The organism is Nonlabens sp. Ci31, from assembly GCF_012974865.1.
Taxonomy (GTDB): Bacteria; Bacteroidota; Bacteroidia; order Flavobacteriales; family Flavobacteriaceae; genus Nonlabens.
Genome location: NZ_CP043633.1, coordinates 2,582,901 through 2,602,566 on the forward strand (window position 1 = coordinate 2,582,901; position 19,666 = coordinate 2,602,566).

The following is a 19,666-nucleotide window of genomic DNA, read 5'->3' on the forward strand; positions in this document are numbered from 1 at the left end:
GATAGAGTTCAGAAAACTGCGATAACCATCGCAGTTTTTTTGTTTCTAAAATCGAAGCTAAATTAAAAAAGCGCTAATCTAGAGGTTAGCGCTTCCTTCAAACTAAACAAAAAATTCTTAAAAGAGGTTTTCAAAAGTGCTTCTAACACCTATAGAAATCATCCCTGTTTTAAAAGATTGCGTGTCATTATCAGCACCTTCTATATCTGCCAGACCCAAACGGTAGGAAATATAAAGATCATCTGCAAAATCGGTCCAACTCATGATGTGATTAAGTTTAAATGCTGCACCATAGTTCAACCTACTCAAAGGAGCGTCACCGCCGTCTATCTCGTCAAAAACATTGACTTTATCGCTACCTTCAAACTGTTGAGTCCCTGCAATTCCAAAATCAGCAAATATTCCAGCACCTACGCTCAAAGACTGGGGCAGGATGTGATAGTTTAAAATGGCATGACTTCCCGCCCAATAGATATCATAGTTTATTTTCGCCCCTATTTCTGGCTGATCTACGAGGCTTCTGTGATTGGTTAAAGTAATTCCTGTTTCTACATCAAACTGTTCATCTTCATATACAGAAAAGTCAACTCCTATTCTAAATCCAGCACTGAAAGAGTATTCGATTTCCACATCTTGTGTGTCAGAATTAAAAGAATAGGTACCTAATGTCAGTCCTACGTTTAGCTTTGCGGGACTTAATCCAGAATCATTTTGAGCAAAACTAAGAGCTGTAAACGCTAGCAATGCAATCGATAAAATTGTTGTTTTCATGATGTTTAATTTATTTGGTTAAAAAACATATCAAACCTAAAGCAAATTTTAAAGCCAAGAAATACCCTATATGGGGTATTTTATTGTTGATTTGCCTTAAATACAATCATAAAAAAAGCGCTAACCGAGTGGTTAGCGCTTTGAGTTTTATAAAAGAATGGCTACTTATTTAAGAGCTGGACGCTTGTCTGCATTTGCTAAATCCCATGCGGTAGCAAATATCAATTTTATTCTTCTCTGGTACAATTCGTATTCAATTTTGTCTGGCGTGTCAGTAGCCTTGTGGTAGTCTTCATGAACTCCGTTGAAATAGAAAATTACAGGAACATTGTTTTTGGCAAAATTGTAATGATCACTGCGGTAGTAAAAACGGTTGGGATCATCTTTACCATTATAAGTATAGTCCAACCTCATATTGACAGATTTTTTATTTGCTGCTTCAGAGATGTCATGTAAATCCTGAGAAAGCATATCGCTACCTATCAGATAAACATAGTCTGGGTTATCTTTTTGAGCAGGGTCTATACGACCTATCATGTCTATATTAAGGTCCGCTATGGTATTTTCCATAGGGTAGACGGGGTTATTAGCATAATAATTACTTCCCTTAAGGCCTATCTCCTCTCCAGTAACATGTAGAAAGAGTATGGATCTTCTTGGTCCATAACCGTCATTTACCGCTTGTTTAAAAGCTTCTGCTATTTCTAGAAGTGCAATAGTACCACTGCCGTCGTCATCAGCTCCATTGAAAACTTCTCCATCTTCCATACCAACGTGATCTAAGTGGGCAGAAATGACTAAAACTTCATCAGGAAATTCTCTACCTTCTATATAAGCCAACACATTCTCAGAGGAAAGTTCTGGTTTTCCAAAAGCTTTTCCAGGAACTACTTGAAAATACTTTCCGTAAGGAGCGCCACCAGGAACCCCCATTTTTTTGTATTGATCTCTTAAATAATTAACGGCTCTTTTTTGTCCTGGACTTCCTGTATAACGGCCTTCCATCTCATCACTGGCATAATAATAGAGTTGTTCCTTTAATTCTTCTACAGTAATGGTATTTGCATAGTCCATTACCTTTACTTCAGAATAATCTAGTACTGACTTACTAGAGGTAGCTTCAGTAGCATCTTTACTTGGTTTACCATCTTTACCTTTCATGCCTTTACATCCTATAAGTAGGGATAGGGACACAGTTGTAATTATTATGTATTTAAAGTTCACTGATTAATTATTTTAAGTTATTTTTTTTCTTTAGAGGCTTTCAAAACTTTGTATTCCTCGTAGCACTCACTTATGGCATCTAGAATTTGCAAATCGTTTGCGGTGTCAATAAATTGTTTAGAATATTGACAGTTTCTTAAAATCGCATCAATATCCACTTTGTCTAGTTGCAGCAAATTCATGAGTGTTTCTCGATCGTATTTGCTTTGTAATATGTTTCTAATTTCATCTTGCTCTTTTACTTGACGTAATTTACGCATGGATTTCCCCTTTTTACCAAAGGTATTGTAAAGAAAATCTGCTGGATTAAAAACACTTTCCAGTACTTGCGTGATCGCACCTGGTTCACTGTCACCAGCTTCATAGCCTTTAGGTAAACCACTTATTTTATACCTTCTTGTAGCATAAATAGGTGCACGTTTTGCGTCAATCTCTAGAAAACCTGTTAAGGAAGTTTCTGTTACGGTAACTTCATCTAATGCAATTCCTTTTTCTGTCATGGAGATCGTGACATCGCCAAATTTAAGCCAGTCCTCAGTAACTCTTACATTGATAGTTTCAAAACCTAAGTAAGATAAATAAAGTGTATCGTTTACTTTGGCAGCAATTTTAAAGAGACCTTCTCTAGTTGATGCAGTTCCTTTTATCTGGTTAAGATTCAAAATATTGACATTTTCTAAAATAGAATTGTCTTTGGCGTTGAGGACTTTACCTTTTACAATGCTGGCAACAGTCTCGGCTTTTTTTGTTGTTTCCTTTTCGTCCTGAGCATTACCTAATGTAATACAAAAGAAAAAAAACAGTAGGGTGGTGTAGTAATGTAATTTCATATGAGCATATAAAAATAAGCTAAAGCACTTATTTATTAGGGTTTTATTATTTAATTAACTTCTTTCAAATAGTCAATTAGCTTGAGCAATGCCTTTGCTCTATGGCTTATAGCGCCTTTTTCTGTCAGAGACATTTCGGCAAAGGATTTATCAAAACCGTATGGCTGGAATATGGGATCATACCCAAATCCCTTACCACCTTTTTTTTCTTTTAAAATACTTCCTTCACAAACTCCTTCAAATAAGGTCTGACTATGGTTCAAATCTAACGCAATAGCCGTAACAAAACGTGCAACCCTATGGTTATTGTTTGTTAACTTTTCTAATAGCAAATTCATATTGTCCTCACTATTCTTTTGTTCACCCGCATATCTCGCACTATAAACTCCTGGTTCACCGTTTAAAGCATCTACCAGAAGGCCCGTGTCGTCAGCAAAGATGGGCAAATCAAACTGATTTTTTAAAAACTCTACTTTTTGAATAGCATTTCCAGAAATGCTGCCAGAAGTTTCTGGTATGTCTTCATCAAAATCCAAATCTTTTAGACTTATCAAATTGATATGAGAAGGCATCAAAGCTTGCACCTCTATTAGCTTATTCTGGTTATGTGTGGCAAAAATAATTTCCATAGTTATAAGGTTTTAGAGATTTCTTTAATAAACGGTACGTGAACCACATGTTTTATTTCAGGTCTATACAACTCACAATCTGTACCAAAAAGAAGTTCTATTTTTTCTTTTTCACTTTTTATAATAGCATCATTTGAATATTCATCTTTTGTTCCAGCGATGTGTATAAACCTAGAACAGTACTTTTTAAAATGTAAACCGTCCTTTGATGTCAGCTCCTTAGGAATACTGCCACTGTGCATCAGGAGTGCTTTGATAGGGTGGTAGTAGTTTTTTAAAAATCGCGTAGCAATGGATACTCCTTGTGAGTAACCGAACAAAACCATACGTGAATCTCCTATTATATCTTCAGCAACTAGGGCTTTTTGTATATAGTTCAAATTATTGTTCATTTCTTGAGCGGTATCCACCTTTGTGAGCCAACAAGCACCTACATGTTTAAAGTCAGATCCTATATATGATTTTGATGGTGCTTGAAGAACGATTACATAGTTGTCCTGAGCATTAAGACCTTCAAAATAGCGCTTGAAATAAGCAGATAAATACCCTAATCCATGAAAGCAAATCCATATATTCTTCGTCTTTTCTGTGAGTTTAAAAAGTGTCTCGTAGGAATTAGTATGTGTATAGGAAACTGTTTTCACCATTATGGTACTTTTTATCTTTTGAATTTATGGAAATAAAATGTTTTTCCTTTCTATGTCTTGATCATAAGCAACTCTTACTAAAACTTATGTTTTATGTTCTTATTTATATAAATAATCTACCGCTGTAGACCTCTTCTTTTTCAGGAAATTCAAACAATAAACTAGTATTCTTTAGCTATGACTTATTTTTGGTAAAGATATGGACAAAGAAAAGATACTACAGCGTTGTAATGCTATTTGCCGCAATACGCTAATGGACACCCTAGATATTGAGTTTGTAAACGTAGGAGAAGATTTCTTAACTGCTCGAATGCCGGTTACATCAAAAGTGCATCAACCAGATGGAGTGCTTCATGGAGGAGCTAGTGTCGCTCTTGCCGAGTCGGTAGGTAGTGCAGCGAGTTATTTGTTTTTAGACACAGATAATTTTGCCATTCGCGGTTTAGAAATTAGCGCCAATCACACCCGGTCTAAAAAGGACGGACACGTTTTTGCAACGGCTCGTTTCTTGCACAAAGGGAGGACGACTCAACTTTGGGAAATCAGAATTACAGATGAAGAAAACAAGCTCATTTCTATCTGTAAATTGACGACTATCGCTTTGAAAAAATAACTCATTATTTAACCTTTATTTCTATACCGTTTGCGCAAAAACTTACTCCCATACCTGGCTGATTTATTGAAAAAAAAACTACCATTCTTATTACTGAGAACTGCAAACGATAGCCATGTGCGCGTTCTCTCACAGCGAGATCAAAAATGGCATAAAACAGTACCTGACAACATGACTTATGGTGTTTTTTGCAAATTTCAAAATTCAGAAGATCAGGTGTTCATATATGCTGAGGAAGATGAAAGCTTCACTATTGAAAAACGTCAACTTAAGGTCGTAGAGCAAATGAACACCACTTATCTAGTTGATGAAGTGGAGCAAAATCGTTATGTGAAACTCATTGAAAAAGCCGTAAGTATGCTGAAAGAAACTAGTATGAAAAAGGTGGTTCTTTCGCGCAAACAAAGCTTTCCTAAAAAAGCCTCTGATTTAGAAATTCTTTCCAATTTATTAGATCAATATACAGAAGCTAATTGCTACTTTTTTTATCATCCTAAAGTAGGAAAATGGATGGGTGCTACACCAGAAATATTGGTTCGTGTAAAAGAGGGAAAACTACAAACGATGTCACTTGCTGGAACAGCTCTTTATAAAGAATATGAAGTACATGAATGGGGTAAAAAAGAAATTGAAGAACAAGAATTGGTTACTGAATTTATCATCCATAACCTCCATAAAAATGGAGCGCTTGACATTCAAAAATCAGAAGTAAAAACGGTTCAAGCAGGAAGTCTAATTCATTTAAGTACTGATATTACTGCTTCTATAGCTATGGATGATAAAAGTAATTTTATTCATGCTTTACATCCTACACCTGCAGTTTGTGGGATTCCTAGGAATCAAGCATTGGAATTTATTCTGCAGAATGAAAACTATGACCGTTCCTTCTATACGGGATATTTAGGTATGGTAGACCAAAACACGGCAAACTACTTTGTGAATTTAAGATGCATGCAACTTTATGATCAGGAGGTAGACATTTATGTAGGCGGGGGAATTACCGCTTTAAGCGATCCCAAAGCAGAATATGAGGAGACCATGAATAAACTGCTTACTATGAAAAAGGTATTGTAAAATCGATTAAAGAATGCTTCTAAAAGCAGTACGTAATAAGGTAGTTTTAAATCCTACGGATTGTCCTCGCTCATTGTTGTTCTCATTCCATGATTTCATATAATTAGAACATCTTCTTATCCCAGATTTTATAAATAAAGCAGATTGGTACAATCCTACAAACGAATAAAAAATAAGATATTTAAATAGGATCATAGATGGAGCTGCTTTTATTTTCATTTAAATATCGTTATAATATTTCAAATAAACTATTCTGATTTTCTAAATTTAGGGTTAAGTTTTTTAAAAGTGGGATAAACAGGATGAAATGCGCATTTGAATAGTCAAGTAGTTCGTTAAGGCCTTCTTTGTCTCTAACATCACTTGGTTTTTTCGTTCGACAGTGGACGTTAGAAACTTTAGAAATCGGTTATTCTTATTGCACGACTATTTAAAATAGAATGTTTTTAAAATTTATCATGTTTTATTAAGAACTCGATAATAAATTATGAAGTGCTTTTATGATTTATAATACTTATTTTGACAGCTTTTAAAGGTTCGTTCTTCCGTTTTATAGTGCTAACTCTAAGTTAATGAGCGGTATATTCCATTGGAGATATAAAATGGCAAATTAGAATATCTCATTGGTTAGCTTGCATTTTTTTTATAGAAGTAATGAAGTCTAAAGAATCGTGTTTCCACCGGTTTCTTGATATTTATTCTGTATCGTAAGAAGCTGTTAAGGAAGTTGGTTACACCGCTTTTCGCGTTTACCTTTGTCCTATATGTATCCAGAAATTCTACATGCGCAACAGGTCATTCTTTTATTCCAAGAAAGAGGTATTAAGAATATTGTTATTTCTCCGGGTTCTAGAAACGCCCCATTAATTATAGGTTTCTCAGAAAACGATTTTTTTAATTGTTATAGTATTGTGGATGAGCGTTGTGCAGCTCATGTAGCTCTAGGAATAGCTCAGCAATTACAAGAGCCGGTAGCGGTTCTTTGTACTAGTGGTAGTGCTTTGTTGAATTATTATCCAGCAGTTGCCGAAGCTTTTTATTCAGAAATACCTCTTATAGTCCTCAGTGCAGACCGTCCAACACATAAAATAGATATTGGCGATGGTCAGACTATAAGGCAACAACATGTGTATGCCAACCATATCTTATACGATACGCAGTTAGAAATTATAAAGTCGCTAGATGATCAAGAAGGTATTGCAACAAATGAGCGATTGATTAACAAAGCGATCAATACTTCTATTTCACAACATGGACCGGTTCATATCAATATACCTTTTGAAGAACCTTTATACAACAGAGTGGAAGCGGCTTCACTTCAAGTCAAAGTAATAGACTTGTTAAAAGAGGAGTCCAGTGCTATTCCAGATAGCTTTATAGCGCAATGGAAAACAGCCAAAAGAAAGCTCGTCATTCTAGCAACACTTAATCCGCCGGTGTTTAATAAGGAAGATCTAGATGTATTGACCAGTGATCCCAGCGTTCTTGTGATGAGTGAGGTCAGTAGTAATGTGGTACATGAAAAAGTAATTTGGGGAATTGACACCCTTATTGCTCCTATAGAGAAAGAAGACGATCAGATACGAGATCTTCAACCAGATCTTGTGATCACCATAGGGGGTATGATTGTTTCAAAAAAAATCAAACAATACCTGAGACGTTTTGAGACTAAAGTACATTACCATGTAGGGAAACGGCGCGCATATGACACGTTTTTTAAACTTGCTGGTCATATGAAGGTAAAACCACAAAAATGGGTGCACCAGCTGCCTAAGGATCATATAGAAAGTGATTATCAAAAAAGATGGCTGCAGCATTTCCATACGTATTTAGTTAAAAGAGAAGATTATTTTGCGCAAATGCCTTGGTCTGACTTTAAAGTATTTGAGTTGGTATTCCCAAGTTTACCAGATGCTATTGTCTTGCAGTTAGGAAATAGCAGTACGATCAGGTATGCACAGCTCTTCCAGATGAATGCTACGCATACTGTTTTTTCTAATCGCGGTACCAGTGGAATTGATGGAAGTACGAGTACGGCTATAGGAGCAGCTATGGCCATCGATCAACCAGTTGTTTTTATTACAGGTGACCTTAGTTTTTTCTACGATTCTAATGCATTATGGAACAATTATATTCCTAAAAATTTTAAAATAATCCTTATAAACAATTCGGGTGGTGGAATTTTTAGAATTTTGCCGGGACATAAAGATACTAAGGAGTTTGATACTTATTTTGAAACGCAACACCAGCTTACAGCCCAACATCTTTGCAAGATGCACGGTGTGAATTATGAAAGTATTAGTGAGGAGTCCGCTTTCGCGGAAGCGTGTAAAAAACTATTCTCTCACAATGATCAACCACAAGTATTGGAAATATTTACACCTCGACAGATAAATGATACTGTTCTTCTAGATTACTTTAGATTTTTAAAATAGAATTTATTCCCATATCTTTAATGCATACATTTAAATAATAACTTAAAATTTAAGGTAAAGATTATGAGTAAATTTGACGAAAGAGTAGAAAAATACATCGCAGCTTATAAGGAAAAAATAGGTGGTCAACTAGATGAAGAATTGCTTAGAAAAGTAGCTAAAGGCTTAGGTCCATCGATCTATAATAAAGATGCTGAGACGGTAAGTGCCGAATCTAATGAGATGCAACGCGTAGTGGATAATTATTTAGTAAAGAAATTAGGTCTTTCTGGTGATCAATTGATGGCGTCTGTAGAAGCTGTTATGGAAAAGTATGGTAAGAGTGAGCGCGCAAAATATCGTGCGATTATTTATTATATGCTTTGCGTACACCACGGTAAAGAGTCGGTATATAGCTAGAATTTTTTATGTCATATTAAAAACCCCATTTCTGTTTTATAGAGATGGGGTTTTTTAGTTTAGAGAATCAGCAGAATAGATGGGTTTTCCTTTTTTAAACTACGGAATTCCTTTTTTAAGAAGTCAGAAAGCTTGTTTTGTTCCATACAAATAATTTGAAAATGAGGTGCTGTCCACATGTATTTTAAGATTTCTAACCCGCCAAAATCAATTATATCGCAATCTACTAATCCTATTTCTTGTATGGAAGGAGGTAAGTTCTTTATTATAAGTGTGATACCGTCATTACCTATCAGCATATTTTGGCTGAGGCTGAACGATTTAATGAGGTTGGAATTGCTGTTTTTTTCTTCTTCCAGAGTAAGCGCAATTTGTACTGTACCTTCTTTTGTTAATCTTAAATTTTCAGGTGCACACTTCCATCAAAAGAATTTTGTTCCTTGCTTAGAGCTTTGCTAGACAATTTGCATTTCTCTATTCTTTTAAAGATTCAATGAGTTTATAATATATAGGTGTGATTCCGTAAAACAATTACTGTTTTACGGCTTTGACTTCCTCTTCGGTAACTATCTCACCGCTGTTCCACGTCTGTATAGTGTAATTCATGACATCGGCCACTTCTTTATCGTCCAAGCCAAGTGGTAGCATGACATTGTTGTATTCGGCTCCATTGACTATGATTTTACCTTTTAAACCATATTTCACAGCATGAATGCTTTCTATACGCTTGTTTGTTAACCAGTCTGACGGATTTAAGGGAGGAAAAGCTCCTGCAACTCCTTTTCCATTGGGTAAATGACAAGTCACACAAAGCTCGCCATATATTTCTTTACCACGAGAGACACTTTGCTCTAGCGGCGTTTTCTGTACCGCATTTGCTGCATAGTTCCCTGTGGTCTCTTTCTTCTTGTCATCTCCACAACTGCTAAAAACAATTGCTACGGCTAGTATAAATAGATATTTCATAAGTTCTTTGATGTGGTTTAAAAATACAAATCAATCTGTAAAGGAAATGATTTAATAGAGAATAATTTATGGGTTAGGTGGTATACTAGAATTTCAACACCTACCAATAGATTGAAATCGCCTTTAAAAGGCAGATTGAATTCCACCCCTGAGAATTGTTTTGTCGCCTGCGGCGTTCTTTTATTGAGCCGATTGAAAGCGGCTTTTTCTATCACAAAATATCTTCATTAATCCACATTCCAAAGCTCACAACTCACAGGTCACAGCTCAAAGTTCAAAGTTCACAACTCACAGTTAACGAGTTAAACGAAATATCCCTTTGCCTTCTACAGCGATATAAATCAAACCTTCAGGTCCTATTTTTACATTGCGCATGCGGCCTAAACCGTCGACTAGCTTTTCTCTTTTGGTAACGCCTTTGTTGTTCACGTAGAGCATTTCTAGGTATTGAAACTTTAGGGAGCCTACTAAATAGTTGCCGTTCCAGTCTCTATAGGCAGCATTATCAATAATAGCAAAACCGCTAGGAGCAATACTCGGTACCCAATAGTAGAAAGGTTGTTCCATTCCTTCTTTAGCAGTACTTTCGGCAAACTCACCACCTCCATAATTCTCTCCGTAGCTGATGACTGGCCATCCGTAATTGCGTCCTGGTTTTATAAAGTTAATTTCGTCACCACCTTGGGGGCCGTGTTCATGGGCGATGATTTGTCCCGTCTTAGGATGTACGGTCATCCCTTGCGGATTCCTATTTCCATACGTAAAAGCGGCAGTTTTAGCTCCAGGAATATCTACAAAAGGATTATCTTCAGGAATACGCCCATCGTCATGTATTCTATAGATTTTACCACCATCTCGTTTCAAATCTTGTGGGTTGATATCTCGTTCTCCACGCTCACCAACAGAGAAATACAAGTAGCCTTCTCGATCCCATGCAAAGCGACTGCCAAAATGTTGACCTTTTTTTGTATTGGGAGTTGCTTTGTAGAGGACTTTTAGGTCGATTAATTCATCGTTTTTTAAGATTGCGCTTGCAATTGCTGTATTCCCACCCGAGCCTGCACCTTCAGCGCTGGCATAGGAAATATAGATCTTGTTGTTTTTTTTAAAATCAGGATGTAGAGTCACATCGAGCAAACCCCCTTGACCGCGTAAATACACCTCAGGAACTCCAGATATTTCCTGTGATTTGTTCCCGTCGAATCGGTATAGTTTCCCTTCCTTTTCTGTATAGATCAAATCGCCATTAGGCAGCCAGGTCATGCCCCAAGGATTAGTAAGGTCTTTTACAATAGGTGTTACTGTATAGTCTTTTTGATCTTCTATAAGTGGAATATTTTGAACAGAAGGAATTTGTTGATTGCTTTCAAAGACAGAAAAAGAATCATTTAATGGCTTATTTACCGCGAGATCTTCTGTAGAATCGGACTTATTCTTACAACCGATGGCGAGAATAATGAATAGTAGTAGTAGAGAAAATCGTTTCATGATCTGTTATTTAAATTAAAAGTAAATCTTCGACAGTCACAAAACAATAATAAAATGATAAATCCCTTAGCGTTCACTAAGGGATTTATCTGTTGTTGGTGGTTATTAAATTTGAGTGTCTTTTAAAAGGAGTAGGGTAGAAGGCTAATTCAAAATAACTACTGGGTTGAAAAAACACTGTTTCTTTTAGCATAAAAAGAAAGTTCTACTGGCTTCCATATCCTCATTGAAAGGAAGATTTTCATCTGTAGAGCGATTTCTGGAAAGCATGGGAAAATCGGAGTTTAGTGCTAAAATTTTTATGGAGTTTTTCATGATCTAGGTTTGAAGATTGGTGTTTCATTTATCTGTAACGACGTCTGGAGTTCCATGAATCTGAAAACGTAGTCGCGTTACTTGTTCTGTTGTTTGTCAGTTGGTTTCCGTTTAAAAATCCTGTAGAAGTTTTCATAATGTTTTTATTTTTTGGTTATACTTAATAGACGACCACGCTTTTCAATTGTTACAGTTAATTAAAGAATTATTTTCACTTATTTTATTAAATAATTGACAATCAATTACTTAAATTGCTAATAATTTTAGCAATAAAAATAAAAAAGCGATTCTTATTAGTAAAGAATCGCTTTGATAAGGGTTGTTCCGCTTTCGCGAAAGCTAAAAAAATATTTATTTCTGAACCTCAAATATGATAGGTAGCGCATAAATAGTGCCAACTGGCTCACCTCTTTGCTTACCTGGAGTCATTTTGGGTAATTGCTTGATTACACGAGTCGCCTCCTTTTGTAGCTCGACACTTTCAGCTTTTGACTTTATTTCTACCGCATTACCATTGATATCAATCTTAAATTGGACTGATATTTTATGACGTCCAGACATATCTTTAGCGATACCAGTATTAAAGTTTTTGTTCACAAATTGCGTGATCTTGTCTGAAGTGCATTTCTTCAATTCTGCATTAGTACCTGTGCAGTCTTCAAAATGTGGTACTTCTTCTATGATGGCAAAGGGTATATCTTCGGTAATGACTTCGGCATCAGGATCGATTGTGTTTGAATTTGGATAAACCTCTTTTATTTCTACGATTTCTTCGATGGTGTTTTCTTTCATCTGGATAACTTGACCCATCATTTTACTGTAGACGTCGTCGTCCAACTCAGATACTTTATCCTTTCCAGTGCCGACCAAAAAACCTTCAACATACGATTTTATCGAATTGGTATTCCATTCATTAGGTGCTGTCATGTAGCTAGGATTACTTTTAGGTGACTCGGTTATATAAATAATATTAAAATTTTCATTGACGTCATCAACGATTAGGGTTTTTCCATTATTATTGATTTTTGTGAAGATTCTAGACCAGCGTTTTCCATCTTCCGATTTAATCATTTCTAAAAATACGTCAAAGGCTTTATCATTAAGGCTATCAACCTTTAAGCTATTTCTAAAAGAATTATAAAATTTAATATCATTTTCACTCAGTCCTTGATATAAATCTTTTTGTCCGTATTCAAATTTTGAAAGGCGAGGAATGAAATTTGATTTTTCTTCTTCATTTATTTCTGTGGATTCAGTAGTTAACTCTGGATCTTGCGTACAAGCCGTAAAAATGATACTGCCTAGAACGATTGGAAGAATGAAAGCGAGTTTAAATAAGGCTTTTGCGGTACTTTTCTTTTTCTGTAACATAAGGATTCGGTTTTTTAATAAGGATTTATTGAAATAAGAACTGGCAAGGGTAAATTGATCGGTTCCAAAAACGGTTTTTAATAATGATTCTTGATAGGTATTGCTTTCTTGGTTTTTCAATAGGAATTGATCTACGATATATTCATGAACTAACTTCAACTCGCGTTGTGCTAAATAAGGAATAGGATGAAACCAAAAAATAATTTTACACAGCTCATATGCGACTAAATCATAGGAGTGAAGCTGTTTGATATGTACACGTTCATGCGCGATAATTTCTTCGGTTTTTTCTGGACCTATATTTTCATCAATAACAATGTTATTAAAAAAGGAGAAAGCAGTAAGTTTTTGTGTTGTTTTAGTAATTTGAAGTCCATTCTTAAATTGAGAGGTTCCTTTACTAATGATTTCCTTTATGGTAGAAATTTTATATAAGAAGGATAATAGACTTATAAGAACACCTATTCCGTAGATAAGCAAAGCAATTATCATATAGTCAATAGGTTTTTCTATAGGAACAGCCGTCACGTGATTATCAATAATTAAAGTTTCTGACATTTCTAACGACGCTGGAATAACAACAGGCTCATTGAATGTTGCTAATTCAATTTCAAAAGGAGCATTTAAAAAAGGTATAGCAATACTCAATAGTGGAATAGCCAGTAAAAAAGCTCTATTCCATTGAAAAAATGTTTCTTTTCTTAGAAAGAAGTGATAAACGCCATAAAACAATGCAGCGAGTATAGAACTGTGGATCAAATGCTGTATCATGAATTCTTTTTATTTATTTCGTTCAAGATTTCTTCTAGTTCCTTTACGCTTAGGTCTTCCTGCTGCATAAAAAAGGAAACCATACTCTTAAAGGAACCTTTAAAATAATTGCTGGCTAGTTTACTTGCGGTAGCTTGAGAATAATCGTTTTTAGAAACGCTAGGGAAGTAAATATGACCACGACCTTCCTTACGATAGTTGACAAAGTCTTTATTTTCTAAAATCCTGATAATGGTAGAAACCGTATTGTAAGCAGGTTTAGGCTCTGGCATTTTATCGATAATTTGCGCAACGTTTGCTTCTTTGAGATCCCAGAGGTGTTGCATGATATCTTCTTCGGCAGTGGTGAGTGTTTTCATAAAACTATAAGATTAACTAAAAACTTAGTTCAAATATAAACTAAGAAGTTAGTTTAAACTAATTATTTAGTTATAAAATAACAAAAAATAGGTGAACCTATTTAAAACGAGTATTTAAGCAGTTCTAAGCGAAGTGTCTAGGAGTGGTGATGCGCAGTAAGGTAGTGGGATTAGTTACTTATTTCTTCCCACAATTTTTCAGAAGTAAGTCTATAGGTGCCTACAGAATCCCAAGAACATTCTTCAGGAGAGATAACCGATAAGAAAGGTAATCCATCTTTACGTCCTTTGTATAAATGATAAGTTTCCCCTACGATAGGCTCAAAAGAGAATTTAGCTCCATAAACGAGTTGGTTGTCCTCATATTTTTTAACCATTCCATCGTATTGTGCTTTGAGTTGGTCAAATTGGGATTTGATCTCATGGTTGACCTTATTAATATTGGTCTGTTTCCATGAGGTAATATCTGGAGTGGTGATTTTAGGAGCCGATACGCCACTGGAATAAGGAAGAAGTGCGGCATTATAAGTACCTGTTTCTTCATCATAAACTACGTAATCTGGCTTCTTTTCTTCACTCATGTTGCAAATTTAAATGATAGGTCGTTTTATAATACGAACTTAACAAGAATTTGTTATTCATAAAATAATCGAAGTAGCAAATGCGTCCATTTTTAAATAGTCAAATCGCCCTGTTTCCCGAAACCTAAATAGGTATTATAAATGCCTAGTAAATTTTGCTATAGCTTAAAAACTTGCCTTTTATTGATCGTTAGTTAGTTGTTCCGCTTTCGCGAAAGCGGAATCGTAAACACTATCTCTTTAGGCTAAAATGAGATTTTAAAACTGCCATTTCTCCTGTATTGGGATCTACATATTCTAGCGTGAACCAATAATCTGAAGACGGCATAGGGTTGCCATTATAAGTTCCGTCCCAACCAGGACCGTCTAAAGAAAGTTGTTTAAGTAACTTGCCATAACGGTCAAAAATATAAAGTTTGTTTCCATCCAGATCTGTTAAGTTCTCTACTTGCCAATAATCATTAAAGCTATCACTGTTAGGTGTGAAGAACCTCGGATAACGCAATACTAAAATGCTATCTCTGGCAATACCACAGCTGTTAGGTCCTTTGACAGTAATGGTATGAATTCCATTTCCAGGGTTTTCAAATCGATTGCTGGTTTGCCAAGGGCCATTATCTAAACGGTATAAATACGTATCTCCACGATCATTGAGAACAGTTACTTCGATAACTGGATCACGATCAAACTGAGTAGTTACCAAGCTGGCTTGTGCCACAAGATAAGGCTCTTGTACTACCCTAGTCTCATCGGTGTTGATACAACCTGTAGTTGTATTGGTAATTACTACGCTGTAATTACCAACAGTATCCGCACGATAAGTACTGTCTGTTGCTCCATTTATAGGATTGCCTTCAAAAAGCCATGCGAACGTATAGATAGCATTCGAAAGCTCGGTATCCAGTATAGGTAATCTAGAAGGGTTGATGGGAACTCCGTCTTCATTCAAACAGGCTTCATATTCGTCAAGTAGTTGCGGTTCTGGCAACATTAAACCAATGATGTTAAAAGAAGTAGTAGCAAAACAGTTGGTCGCAATATTTTCTACTCTGACAAAAATAGTTTGTGTACTACTGGTATTTGTATAGTTTGTATTTAAAGCATTGCTACCATTTACCGCATCATTACTCGTAGCATAATAAGTAAGGTTATGATTTGCTGGGTTGAGACCGTTTAAGATAGTGTTCTCTTCTTGTGTGAGATCGAAGGAAGTGAGCCCATCATTACCACCTACTTGATCACATTCTTCTAAATTATTAGCGGTGGCTATAATGACATCTGGATTAAAGTTAACTTGAACCGTTGCACTTTCATCCATACAAGCATTGCGACTCACTGTATAGGTATAAGTTCCAGAAGTATCTGTAGCAGGATCAAATAATCCTGTACCTGAAGCCAACGCTGGTGTCCAAATCCCTCCAGTGTCTGGTGTACCGTTTAACGCATTGATAAGATCTAATGGGAGACTGGAATTACACAATGTAATGGTACCGTTAGCACCAGGATCGGGAGCCGGAGTAATATTTACGCTTACCTGTGAAGTTGATGGAGGACAAGAGCCTACTGCAGCTAAAGTGTAGGTGTAATTTCCTGATAGATCAATAGCAGGATCAAAAACTCCAGAACCGCTGTTCAAAGCTGGTGTCCATGTTCCACCAGTTTGTGGTGTGCCATTTAAACTATTGAATACATCTATAGGACTTGCGTTAGCACAAATGTCTACCGTACCGTCTGTTCCTGGATCTGGTGAGGTAGTGATGCTCATCGTAAGTTGGGCGCTGTCATCTGGGCAGGGGAGGTTTCCACTAACGGTGTAGGTGTAAACTCCTGCGCTATCCATACTTGGTTCAAAAATTCCTGTACCACTAATTAGAGAGGGAGTCCAAGTACCTCCCGAGTCTGGATTTCCCAACAATAGTGTGTTCAAATCTACCGGAGTTCCCGTTGAACACAGATCTACAGTAGCATCTATTCCAGCATTTGCAGCTGCATTAACGGTCACATTAACTTGAGCACTAACAGCAGGACAAAAGTTTGCTGCAGGTATGGTGTACACATAGGTGCCAGCAGGATCAATTGCAGGATCAAATATTCCTGTACCACTGGTTAAAATTGGTGACCAAGAACCACCATTATCAGGGGTGCCATTTAATGAACTGAATAAATTCACTACTGTATCGGTCTCGCAAACGGTTATGGAAGCATCAAGTCCAGGATCAGGTTGCGGACTTATGCTTATGGTCAACTCTGAAGAGTCTGTGGCACAAGAAGGTGTTGCTGTTACGGTATAGGTAAACACACCAGCAGGGTCTACTGCTGGATCAAAAACAGCTCCGTTACTCGCTAATGCAGGTGTAAAGGTTCCACCGGCATCTGGACTACCTGAAATAAGGTCAAATATATTAATAGGAGTTCCGGTAGAGCAAACTCCTATAGAAACATCAAATCCAGCTTCTACTGTTTTTTGAATATCCACAATTGCTGGCGAGGTGATGCTAGAGGTGGCAATAATACTGCCTGGCACAGCACAATTGACAATATATGCGCTATTAATTACCATATCGCTAGACGTTAAATTATTGCTAGGTAAGGTGGCTTCAATAAGGACCTCAAAAACATCGGTATTTGTTAAGGTGCGGCTATTTTCAAAACGTACTGTTCTGCTAGAGGCACTGAAAGCTGATCCTGCTGGAGTAGCACCACAATTAAAATTATCAGGAGTAAAATTAGAAGCGGGATTATAGTTGAGATAACTTGTATTAAAATCACTACTGCTACTTATGATGTTCGTAAAAGAAAAAGTACTGTTGCGGTTCAAGTTGGTCGGGTAGAATAGGTCACCAGGAAAAGGAAGTTCATCAAAGAGAATGAATTGGCTGGCATCTCTATTCCCTATGTTTTCCACTCTTATGCGGTAATAAATAGTATCGTCACAATTAGGATCTACGACTAAAGGAGTGGTTTGAAAATTTATATTATCTAGAGACACTTCCTTTCTTATTACAAAAACAGCGGAGTCTATCACATTGACTTTAGCAAAATCTGATGTAGCTAATAGTATTCCCGAATTTTCTATAATACGAGCGTCGTTATCTATGTTTCCGGCTGCTGTAAAGGGTCTAACTCTTGCTCTTACAGTAGCACAAAAGAAGGTTCCTTGAATGGCACAGCCGTTATCAAAGCTAAAAATTTCGCAAGTTTGATCAATGCTTAAGCCATCCCAAACAAGGTTTTGACCCGTTTGAGTAAAAGTGACTCCCAAAGGCATACTCGAATTATCTACGGAGATAAATTCATACCTAGGATTTAATACATCTTCCATACGGCCGTTAAAATCAATGCTTCCGTTATTTTGAACACAAATTTGAAACTCTACTTCATCATTGGGAGCAATATTGGTAATACTGGTTGTAAATGGATCTGGTGTGTCGGCAATTCTCACATTTTTAGTAACACAAATGTCCATAGAAGGAGCTTCAATAAGTAAGTCTATACAGGATTGATTTCCAGTTGGGACATTAGGATCTCCGTCTAGAATAATATCTGCAGTAAAATCCACACAGTTAGTTACTAAGTCACCAGGTGATAAACTAGCGTCTATAGTAAAGTATATACCTATTATGAGAAAATCACCTGGATATAGCTCTGTTCCATTTTGGGCAACTATTCTAATGACATCGCCACTGGCACCATTCCAAGGGAACCTGATAAAGTTATCATCAGGTAAAGTGAAACTGCGGTCTAAAGTTCCATTTATAAAAACATCGAAAGTTCTGTTTGCACTTAACGTGCTTATATCTCCTATGACTTCATAACTATCTGGAATCAATCCAGCAGGAATGGTGTCGATGGCTTCATAAGGAGCGATTGCACGGTTATCGGAGTTAAAAAATTGAAATTCATACCTGCCCTGACATCCTACTACCGGGTTTCTAGCATTAACTAACTTCGTAACAGCACTAGTTTGATTGGGAGCAGGTAAAGTAGCGGTAGCGGTAACAACTGTAGTTGCATTTGCAATGTTATTTTGTGGTGTCCCTCCTGCAGGAGTTCCATTTAATTCTACTCTATTGCTTAAGCTTTGTCCTTCGGTAAGTGTGCCACAAGGAGAATAATCTACCTCTACGATAAATTCAATCGTAAAAAAAGGGTCCGACCCTATAAGGCTGCTGTTTAACTCTATTTGATTTGTAACACTGTTGTATGTTCCAGGACCGCTTACTAAAGACACAACAGCACAAGCTGGTGATGCTATTTCAGATATAGTTACGTTATCCAGATTAAGCATACCAAAAGTAAGCCCTTGAAAAGCTGGATCTTTTTGAACGATAATACGGTAGTTTGCTATCCCATTAGTATTACGAACAAATGTATTTCCAGCAGCATCGCTCACCGCTGGTAAAATAGCTTCCTTAGAAATTTGGCCCCAAGGGCTTACTGCTTGCGCAGTGCTGGTTAAACCTTGTGGACTGCAAAAACTTTCTGTATTTCCATTGCTAGTGTAGTCTGCGCAAATAGTATTAGTGGCGGTAAAACCATTAGGCGTTTCACCTGCACAAAAACTGACGCTAATAGTAAAAGAACCACTTTGTACATTATTAGGTATATTAAATACTACCGCAGGTAGTGCTGAGGTATCGATTAAATTAGGAATGCTATTAGGTGCAGGAATAGAGGAACCATTAAAGTCTACAAAGGCATTATTAGCTCTTACATCACTAGCGGCAAAGCACAAGCCAGCAGGCAATGCATCTGTAATGACTAATGTGTTGCTATTGTTTAGGTTCTGAAAATCAATGGTGTAACTAAAACGTTCACCTGTCTGTATGCTGGGTACTTGAGGTGTTGATTTTTGTATACTGGCTTCACCGGTAGTATTGCTAATGCTTATGGTTTGAGCGTACAGGCTGCAATTCATTAGAAAAACCCCAATGACTATTAAAACATATTTCATGGTACTATTCTTTATACAATTCAAATTTTAAAAAGAAAATGTGCTAACAGAAGAATTGTTTATTGTTGGTAAATATATAAGTACTCTATACGATTTAAAAACTAAAATGTTGATTAAAACTATAATTGTCAACAGTATATACCCATTCATTTTTTGTTCAGAATTAGCTATGGTTGTTGTTTTTAATGGAGTACAGTAGCCGGCGGTATCTGCTATTTTATTTGTTTATGTAAGGTTCC

17 protein-coding genes are annotated in these 19,666 nt (G+C 36.5%); 4 read left to right on the plus strand and 13 right to left on the minus strand.

What is annotated here, in order from left to right; all coding sequences use genetic code 11:
• Positions 1–117 precede the first annotated feature (117 nt).
• From F0365_RS11425 to F0365_RS11445, 5 genes are all read right to left on the minus strand, one after another.
• Complete coding sequence (locus F0365_RS11425; RefSeq protein ID WP_169933802.1) at positions 118–771, minus strand: outer membrane beta-barrel protein; 654 nt, start codon at positions 769–771, stop codon at positions 118–120.
• Between the two features lie 165 nt (positions 772–936).
• Positions 937–1,932 (minus strand): M28 family metallopeptidase, encoded by a 996-nt coding sequence (locus F0365_RS11430; protein ID WP_169934850.1) that lies wholly within the window; start codon positions 1,930–1,932, stop codon positions 937–939.
• Positions 1,933–2,012: 80 nt separating this feature from the next.
• The gene (locus F0365_RS11435; protein WP_169933803.1) at positions 2,013–2,825 is read right to left on the minus strand and encodes a carboxypeptidase-like regulatory domain-containing protein; all 813 of its coding nucleotides are present in this window, start codon (positions 2,823–2,825) and stop codon (positions 2,013–2,015) included.
• 50 nt (positions 2,826–2,875) lie between these two features.
• The gene (rdgB, locus tag F0365_RS11440; RefSeq protein WP_169933804.1) at positions 2,876–3,454 is read right to left on the minus strand and encodes an RdgB/HAM1 family non-canonical purine NTP pyrophosphatase; all 579 of its coding nucleotides are present in this window, start codon (positions 3,452–3,454) and stop codon (positions 2,876–2,878) included.
• A gap of 2 nt (positions 3,455–3,456) precedes the next feature.
• Positions 3,457–4,101: an alpha/beta hydrolase gene (locus F0365_RS11445; RefSeq protein ID WP_169933805.1), complete on the minus strand. Its 645-nt coding sequence runs from the start codon at positions 4,099–4,101 to the stop codon at positions 3,457–3,459.
• Positions 4,102–4,300: 199 nt separating this feature from the next.
• On the opposite strand from F0365_RS11445, the gene F0365_RS11450 reads away from it, so the two are divergent.
• Both F0365_RS11450 and F0365_RS11455 read left to right on the plus strand, forming a co-directional pair.
• Positions 4,301–4,714 (plus strand): PaaI family thioesterase, encoded by a 414-nt coding sequence (locus F0365_RS11450; protein ID WP_169933806.1) that lies wholly within the window; start codon positions 4,301–4,303, stop codon positions 4,712–4,714.
• A gap of 66 nt (positions 4,715–4,780) precedes the next feature.
• Positions 4,781–5,788, plus strand: coding sequence for an isochorismate synthase (locus tag F0365_RS11455; RefSeq protein ID WP_169933807.1), 1,008 nt, complete (start codon positions 4,781–4,783; stop codon positions 5,786–5,788).
• A gap of 6 nt (positions 5,789–5,794) precedes the next feature.
• Here F0365_RS11455 and F0365_RS11460 read toward each other — a convergent pair whose 3' ends face one another.
• Positions 5,795–6,007, minus strand: a complete 213-nt coding sequence (locus F0365_RS11460) for a hypothetical protein (RefSeq protein ID WP_169933808.1) — start codon at positions 6,005–6,007, stop codon at positions 5,795–5,797.
• Between the two features lie 545 nt (positions 6,008–6,552).
• Between F0365_RS11460 and menD the strand changes: the two genes are divergently transcribed.
• Positions 6,553–8,223, plus strand: coding sequence for a 2-succinyl-5-enolpyruvyl-6-hydroxy-3-cyclohexene-1-carboxylic-acid synthase (gene menD / locus F0365_RS11465; protein ID WP_169933809.1), 1,671 nt, complete (start codon positions 6,553–6,555; stop codon positions 8,221–8,223).
• Positions 8,224–8,286: 63 nt separating this feature from the next.
• Positions 8,287–8,622: a DUF2853 family protein gene (locus F0365_RS11470; protein WP_169933810.1), complete on the plus strand. Its 336-nt coding sequence runs from the start codon at positions 8,287–8,289 to the stop codon at positions 8,620–8,622.
• A gap of 59 nt (positions 8,623–8,681) precedes the next feature.
• On the opposite strand, the gene F0365_RS11475 is transcribed toward F0365_RS11470, so the two are convergent.
• From F0365_RS11475 to F0365_RS11505, 7 genes are all read right to left on the minus strand, one after another.
• A complete protein-coding gene (locus F0365_RS11475; RefSeq protein WP_169933811.1) occupies positions 8,682–8,921 on the minus strand; it encodes a hypothetical protein in 240 nt (79 codons plus the stop codon).
• Between the two features lie 232 nt (positions 8,922–9,153).
• Positions 9,154–9,588 (minus strand): c-type cytochrome, encoded by a 435-nt coding sequence (locus F0365_RS11480; protein WP_169933812.1) that lies wholly within the window; start codon positions 9,586–9,588, stop codon positions 9,154–9,156.
• A gap of 294 nt (positions 9,589–9,882) precedes the next feature.
• Complete coding sequence (locus F0365_RS11485) at positions 9,883–11,076, minus strand: PQQ-dependent sugar dehydrogenase (RefSeq protein WP_169933813.1); 1,194 nt, start codon at positions 11,074–11,076, stop codon at positions 9,883–9,885.
• A 666-nt stretch (positions 11,077–11,742) separates the two neighbouring features.
• The gene (locus F0365_RS11490; protein WP_169933814.1) at positions 11,743–13,533 is read right to left on the minus strand and encodes a M56 family metallopeptidase; all 1,791 of its coding nucleotides are present in this window, start codon (positions 13,531–13,533) and stop codon (positions 11,743–11,745) included.
• Positions 13,530–13,892 carry a BlaI/MecI/CopY family transcriptional regulator gene (locus F0365_RS11495; protein WP_169933815.1) on the minus strand — a complete coding sequence of 121 codons (363 nt, stop codon included), beginning with the start codon at positions 13,890–13,892 and terminating at the stop codon, positions 13,530–13,532. The genes F0365_RS11490 and F0365_RS11495 overlap by 4 nt, the downstream gene beginning before the upstream one ends.
• 170 nt (positions 13,893–14,062) lie before the next feature.
• On the minus strand, positions 14,063–14,473 hold the full coding sequence (locus F0365_RS11500) for a DUF2452 domain-containing protein (protein WP_169933816.1): 411 nt from the start codon (positions 14,471–14,473) through the stop codon (positions 14,063–14,065).
• A gap of 232 nt (positions 14,474–14,705) precedes the next feature.
• The gene (locus F0365_RS11505) at positions 14,706–19,427 is read right to left on the minus strand and encodes a T9SS type B sorting domain-containing protein (protein ID WP_169933817.1); all 4,722 of its coding nucleotides are present in this window, start codon (positions 19,425–19,427) and stop codon (positions 14,706–14,708) included.
• Positions 19,428–19,666: the final 239 nt, after the last annotated feature.

What these genes read in the sequence shown, in the direction of transcription:
- F0365_RS11475 (WP_169933811.1), bottom strand. Translation starts at nt 8,921, where the DNA reads ATGCTGATAGGTAATGACGGTATCACACTTATAATAAAGAACTTACCT.
- F0365_RS11425 (WP_169933802.1), bottom strand. Translation starts at nt 771, where the DNA reads ATGAAAACAACAATTTTATCGATTGCATTGCTAGCGTTTACAGCTCTT.
- F0365_RS11435 (WP_169933803.1), bottom strand. Translation starts at nt 2,825, where the DNA reads ATGAAATTACATTACTACACCACCCTACTGTTTTTTTTCTTTTGTATT.
- F0365_RS11450 (WP_169933806.1), top strand. Translation starts at nt 4,301, where the DNA reads ATGGACAAAGAAAAGATACTACAGCGTTGTAATGCTATTTGCCGCAAT.
- F0365_RS11470 (WP_169933810.1), top strand. Translation starts at nt 8,287, where the DNA reads ATGAGTAAATTTGACGAAAGAGTAGAAAAATACATCGCAGCTTATAAG.
- F0365_RS11500 (WP_169933816.1), bottom strand. Translation starts at nt 14,473, where the DNA reads ATGAGTGAAGAAAAGAAGCCAGATTACGTAGTTTATGATGAAGAAACA.
- F0365_RS11505 (WP_169933817.1), bottom strand. Translation starts at nt 19,427, where the DNA reads ATGAAATATGTTTTAATAGTCATTGGGGTTTTTCTAATGAATTGCAGC.
- F0365_RS11485 (WP_169933813.1), bottom strand. Translation starts at nt 11,076, where the DNA reads ATGAAACGATTTTCTCTACTACTACTATTCATTATTCTCGCCATCGGT.
- F0365_RS11445 (WP_169933805.1), bottom strand. Translation starts at nt 4,101, where the DNA reads ATGGTGAAAACAGTTTCCTATACACATACTAATTCCTACGAGACACTT.
- rdgB (WP_169933804.1), bottom strand. Translation starts at nt 3,454, where the DNA reads ATGGAAATTATTTTTGCCACACATAACCAGAATAAGCTAATAGAGGTG.
- F0365_RS11490 (WP_169933814.1), bottom strand. Translation starts at nt 13,533, where the DNA reads ATGATACAGCATTTGATCCACAGTTCTATACTCGCTGCATTGTTTTAT.
- F0365_RS11495 (WP_169933815.1), bottom strand. Translation starts at nt 13,892, where the DNA reads ATGAAAACACTCACCACTGCCGAAGAAGATATCATGCAACACCTCTGG.
- F0365_RS11460 (WP_169933808.1), bottom strand. Translation starts at nt 6,007, where the DNA reads ATGAAAATAAAAGCAGCTCCATCTATGATCCTATTTAAATATCTTATT.
- F0365_RS11430 (WP_169934850.1), bottom strand. Translation starts at nt 1,932, where the DNA reads ATGAAAGGTAAAGATGGTAAACCAAGTAAAGATGCTACTGAAGCTACC.
- menD (WP_169933809.1), top strand. Translation starts at nt 6,553, where the DNA reads ATGTATCCAGAAATTCTACATGCGCAACAGGTCATTCTTTTATTCCAA.
- F0365_RS11480 (WP_169933812.1), bottom strand. Translation starts at nt 9,588, where the DNA reads ATGAAATATCTATTTATACTAGCCGTAGCAATTGTTTTTAGCAGTTGT.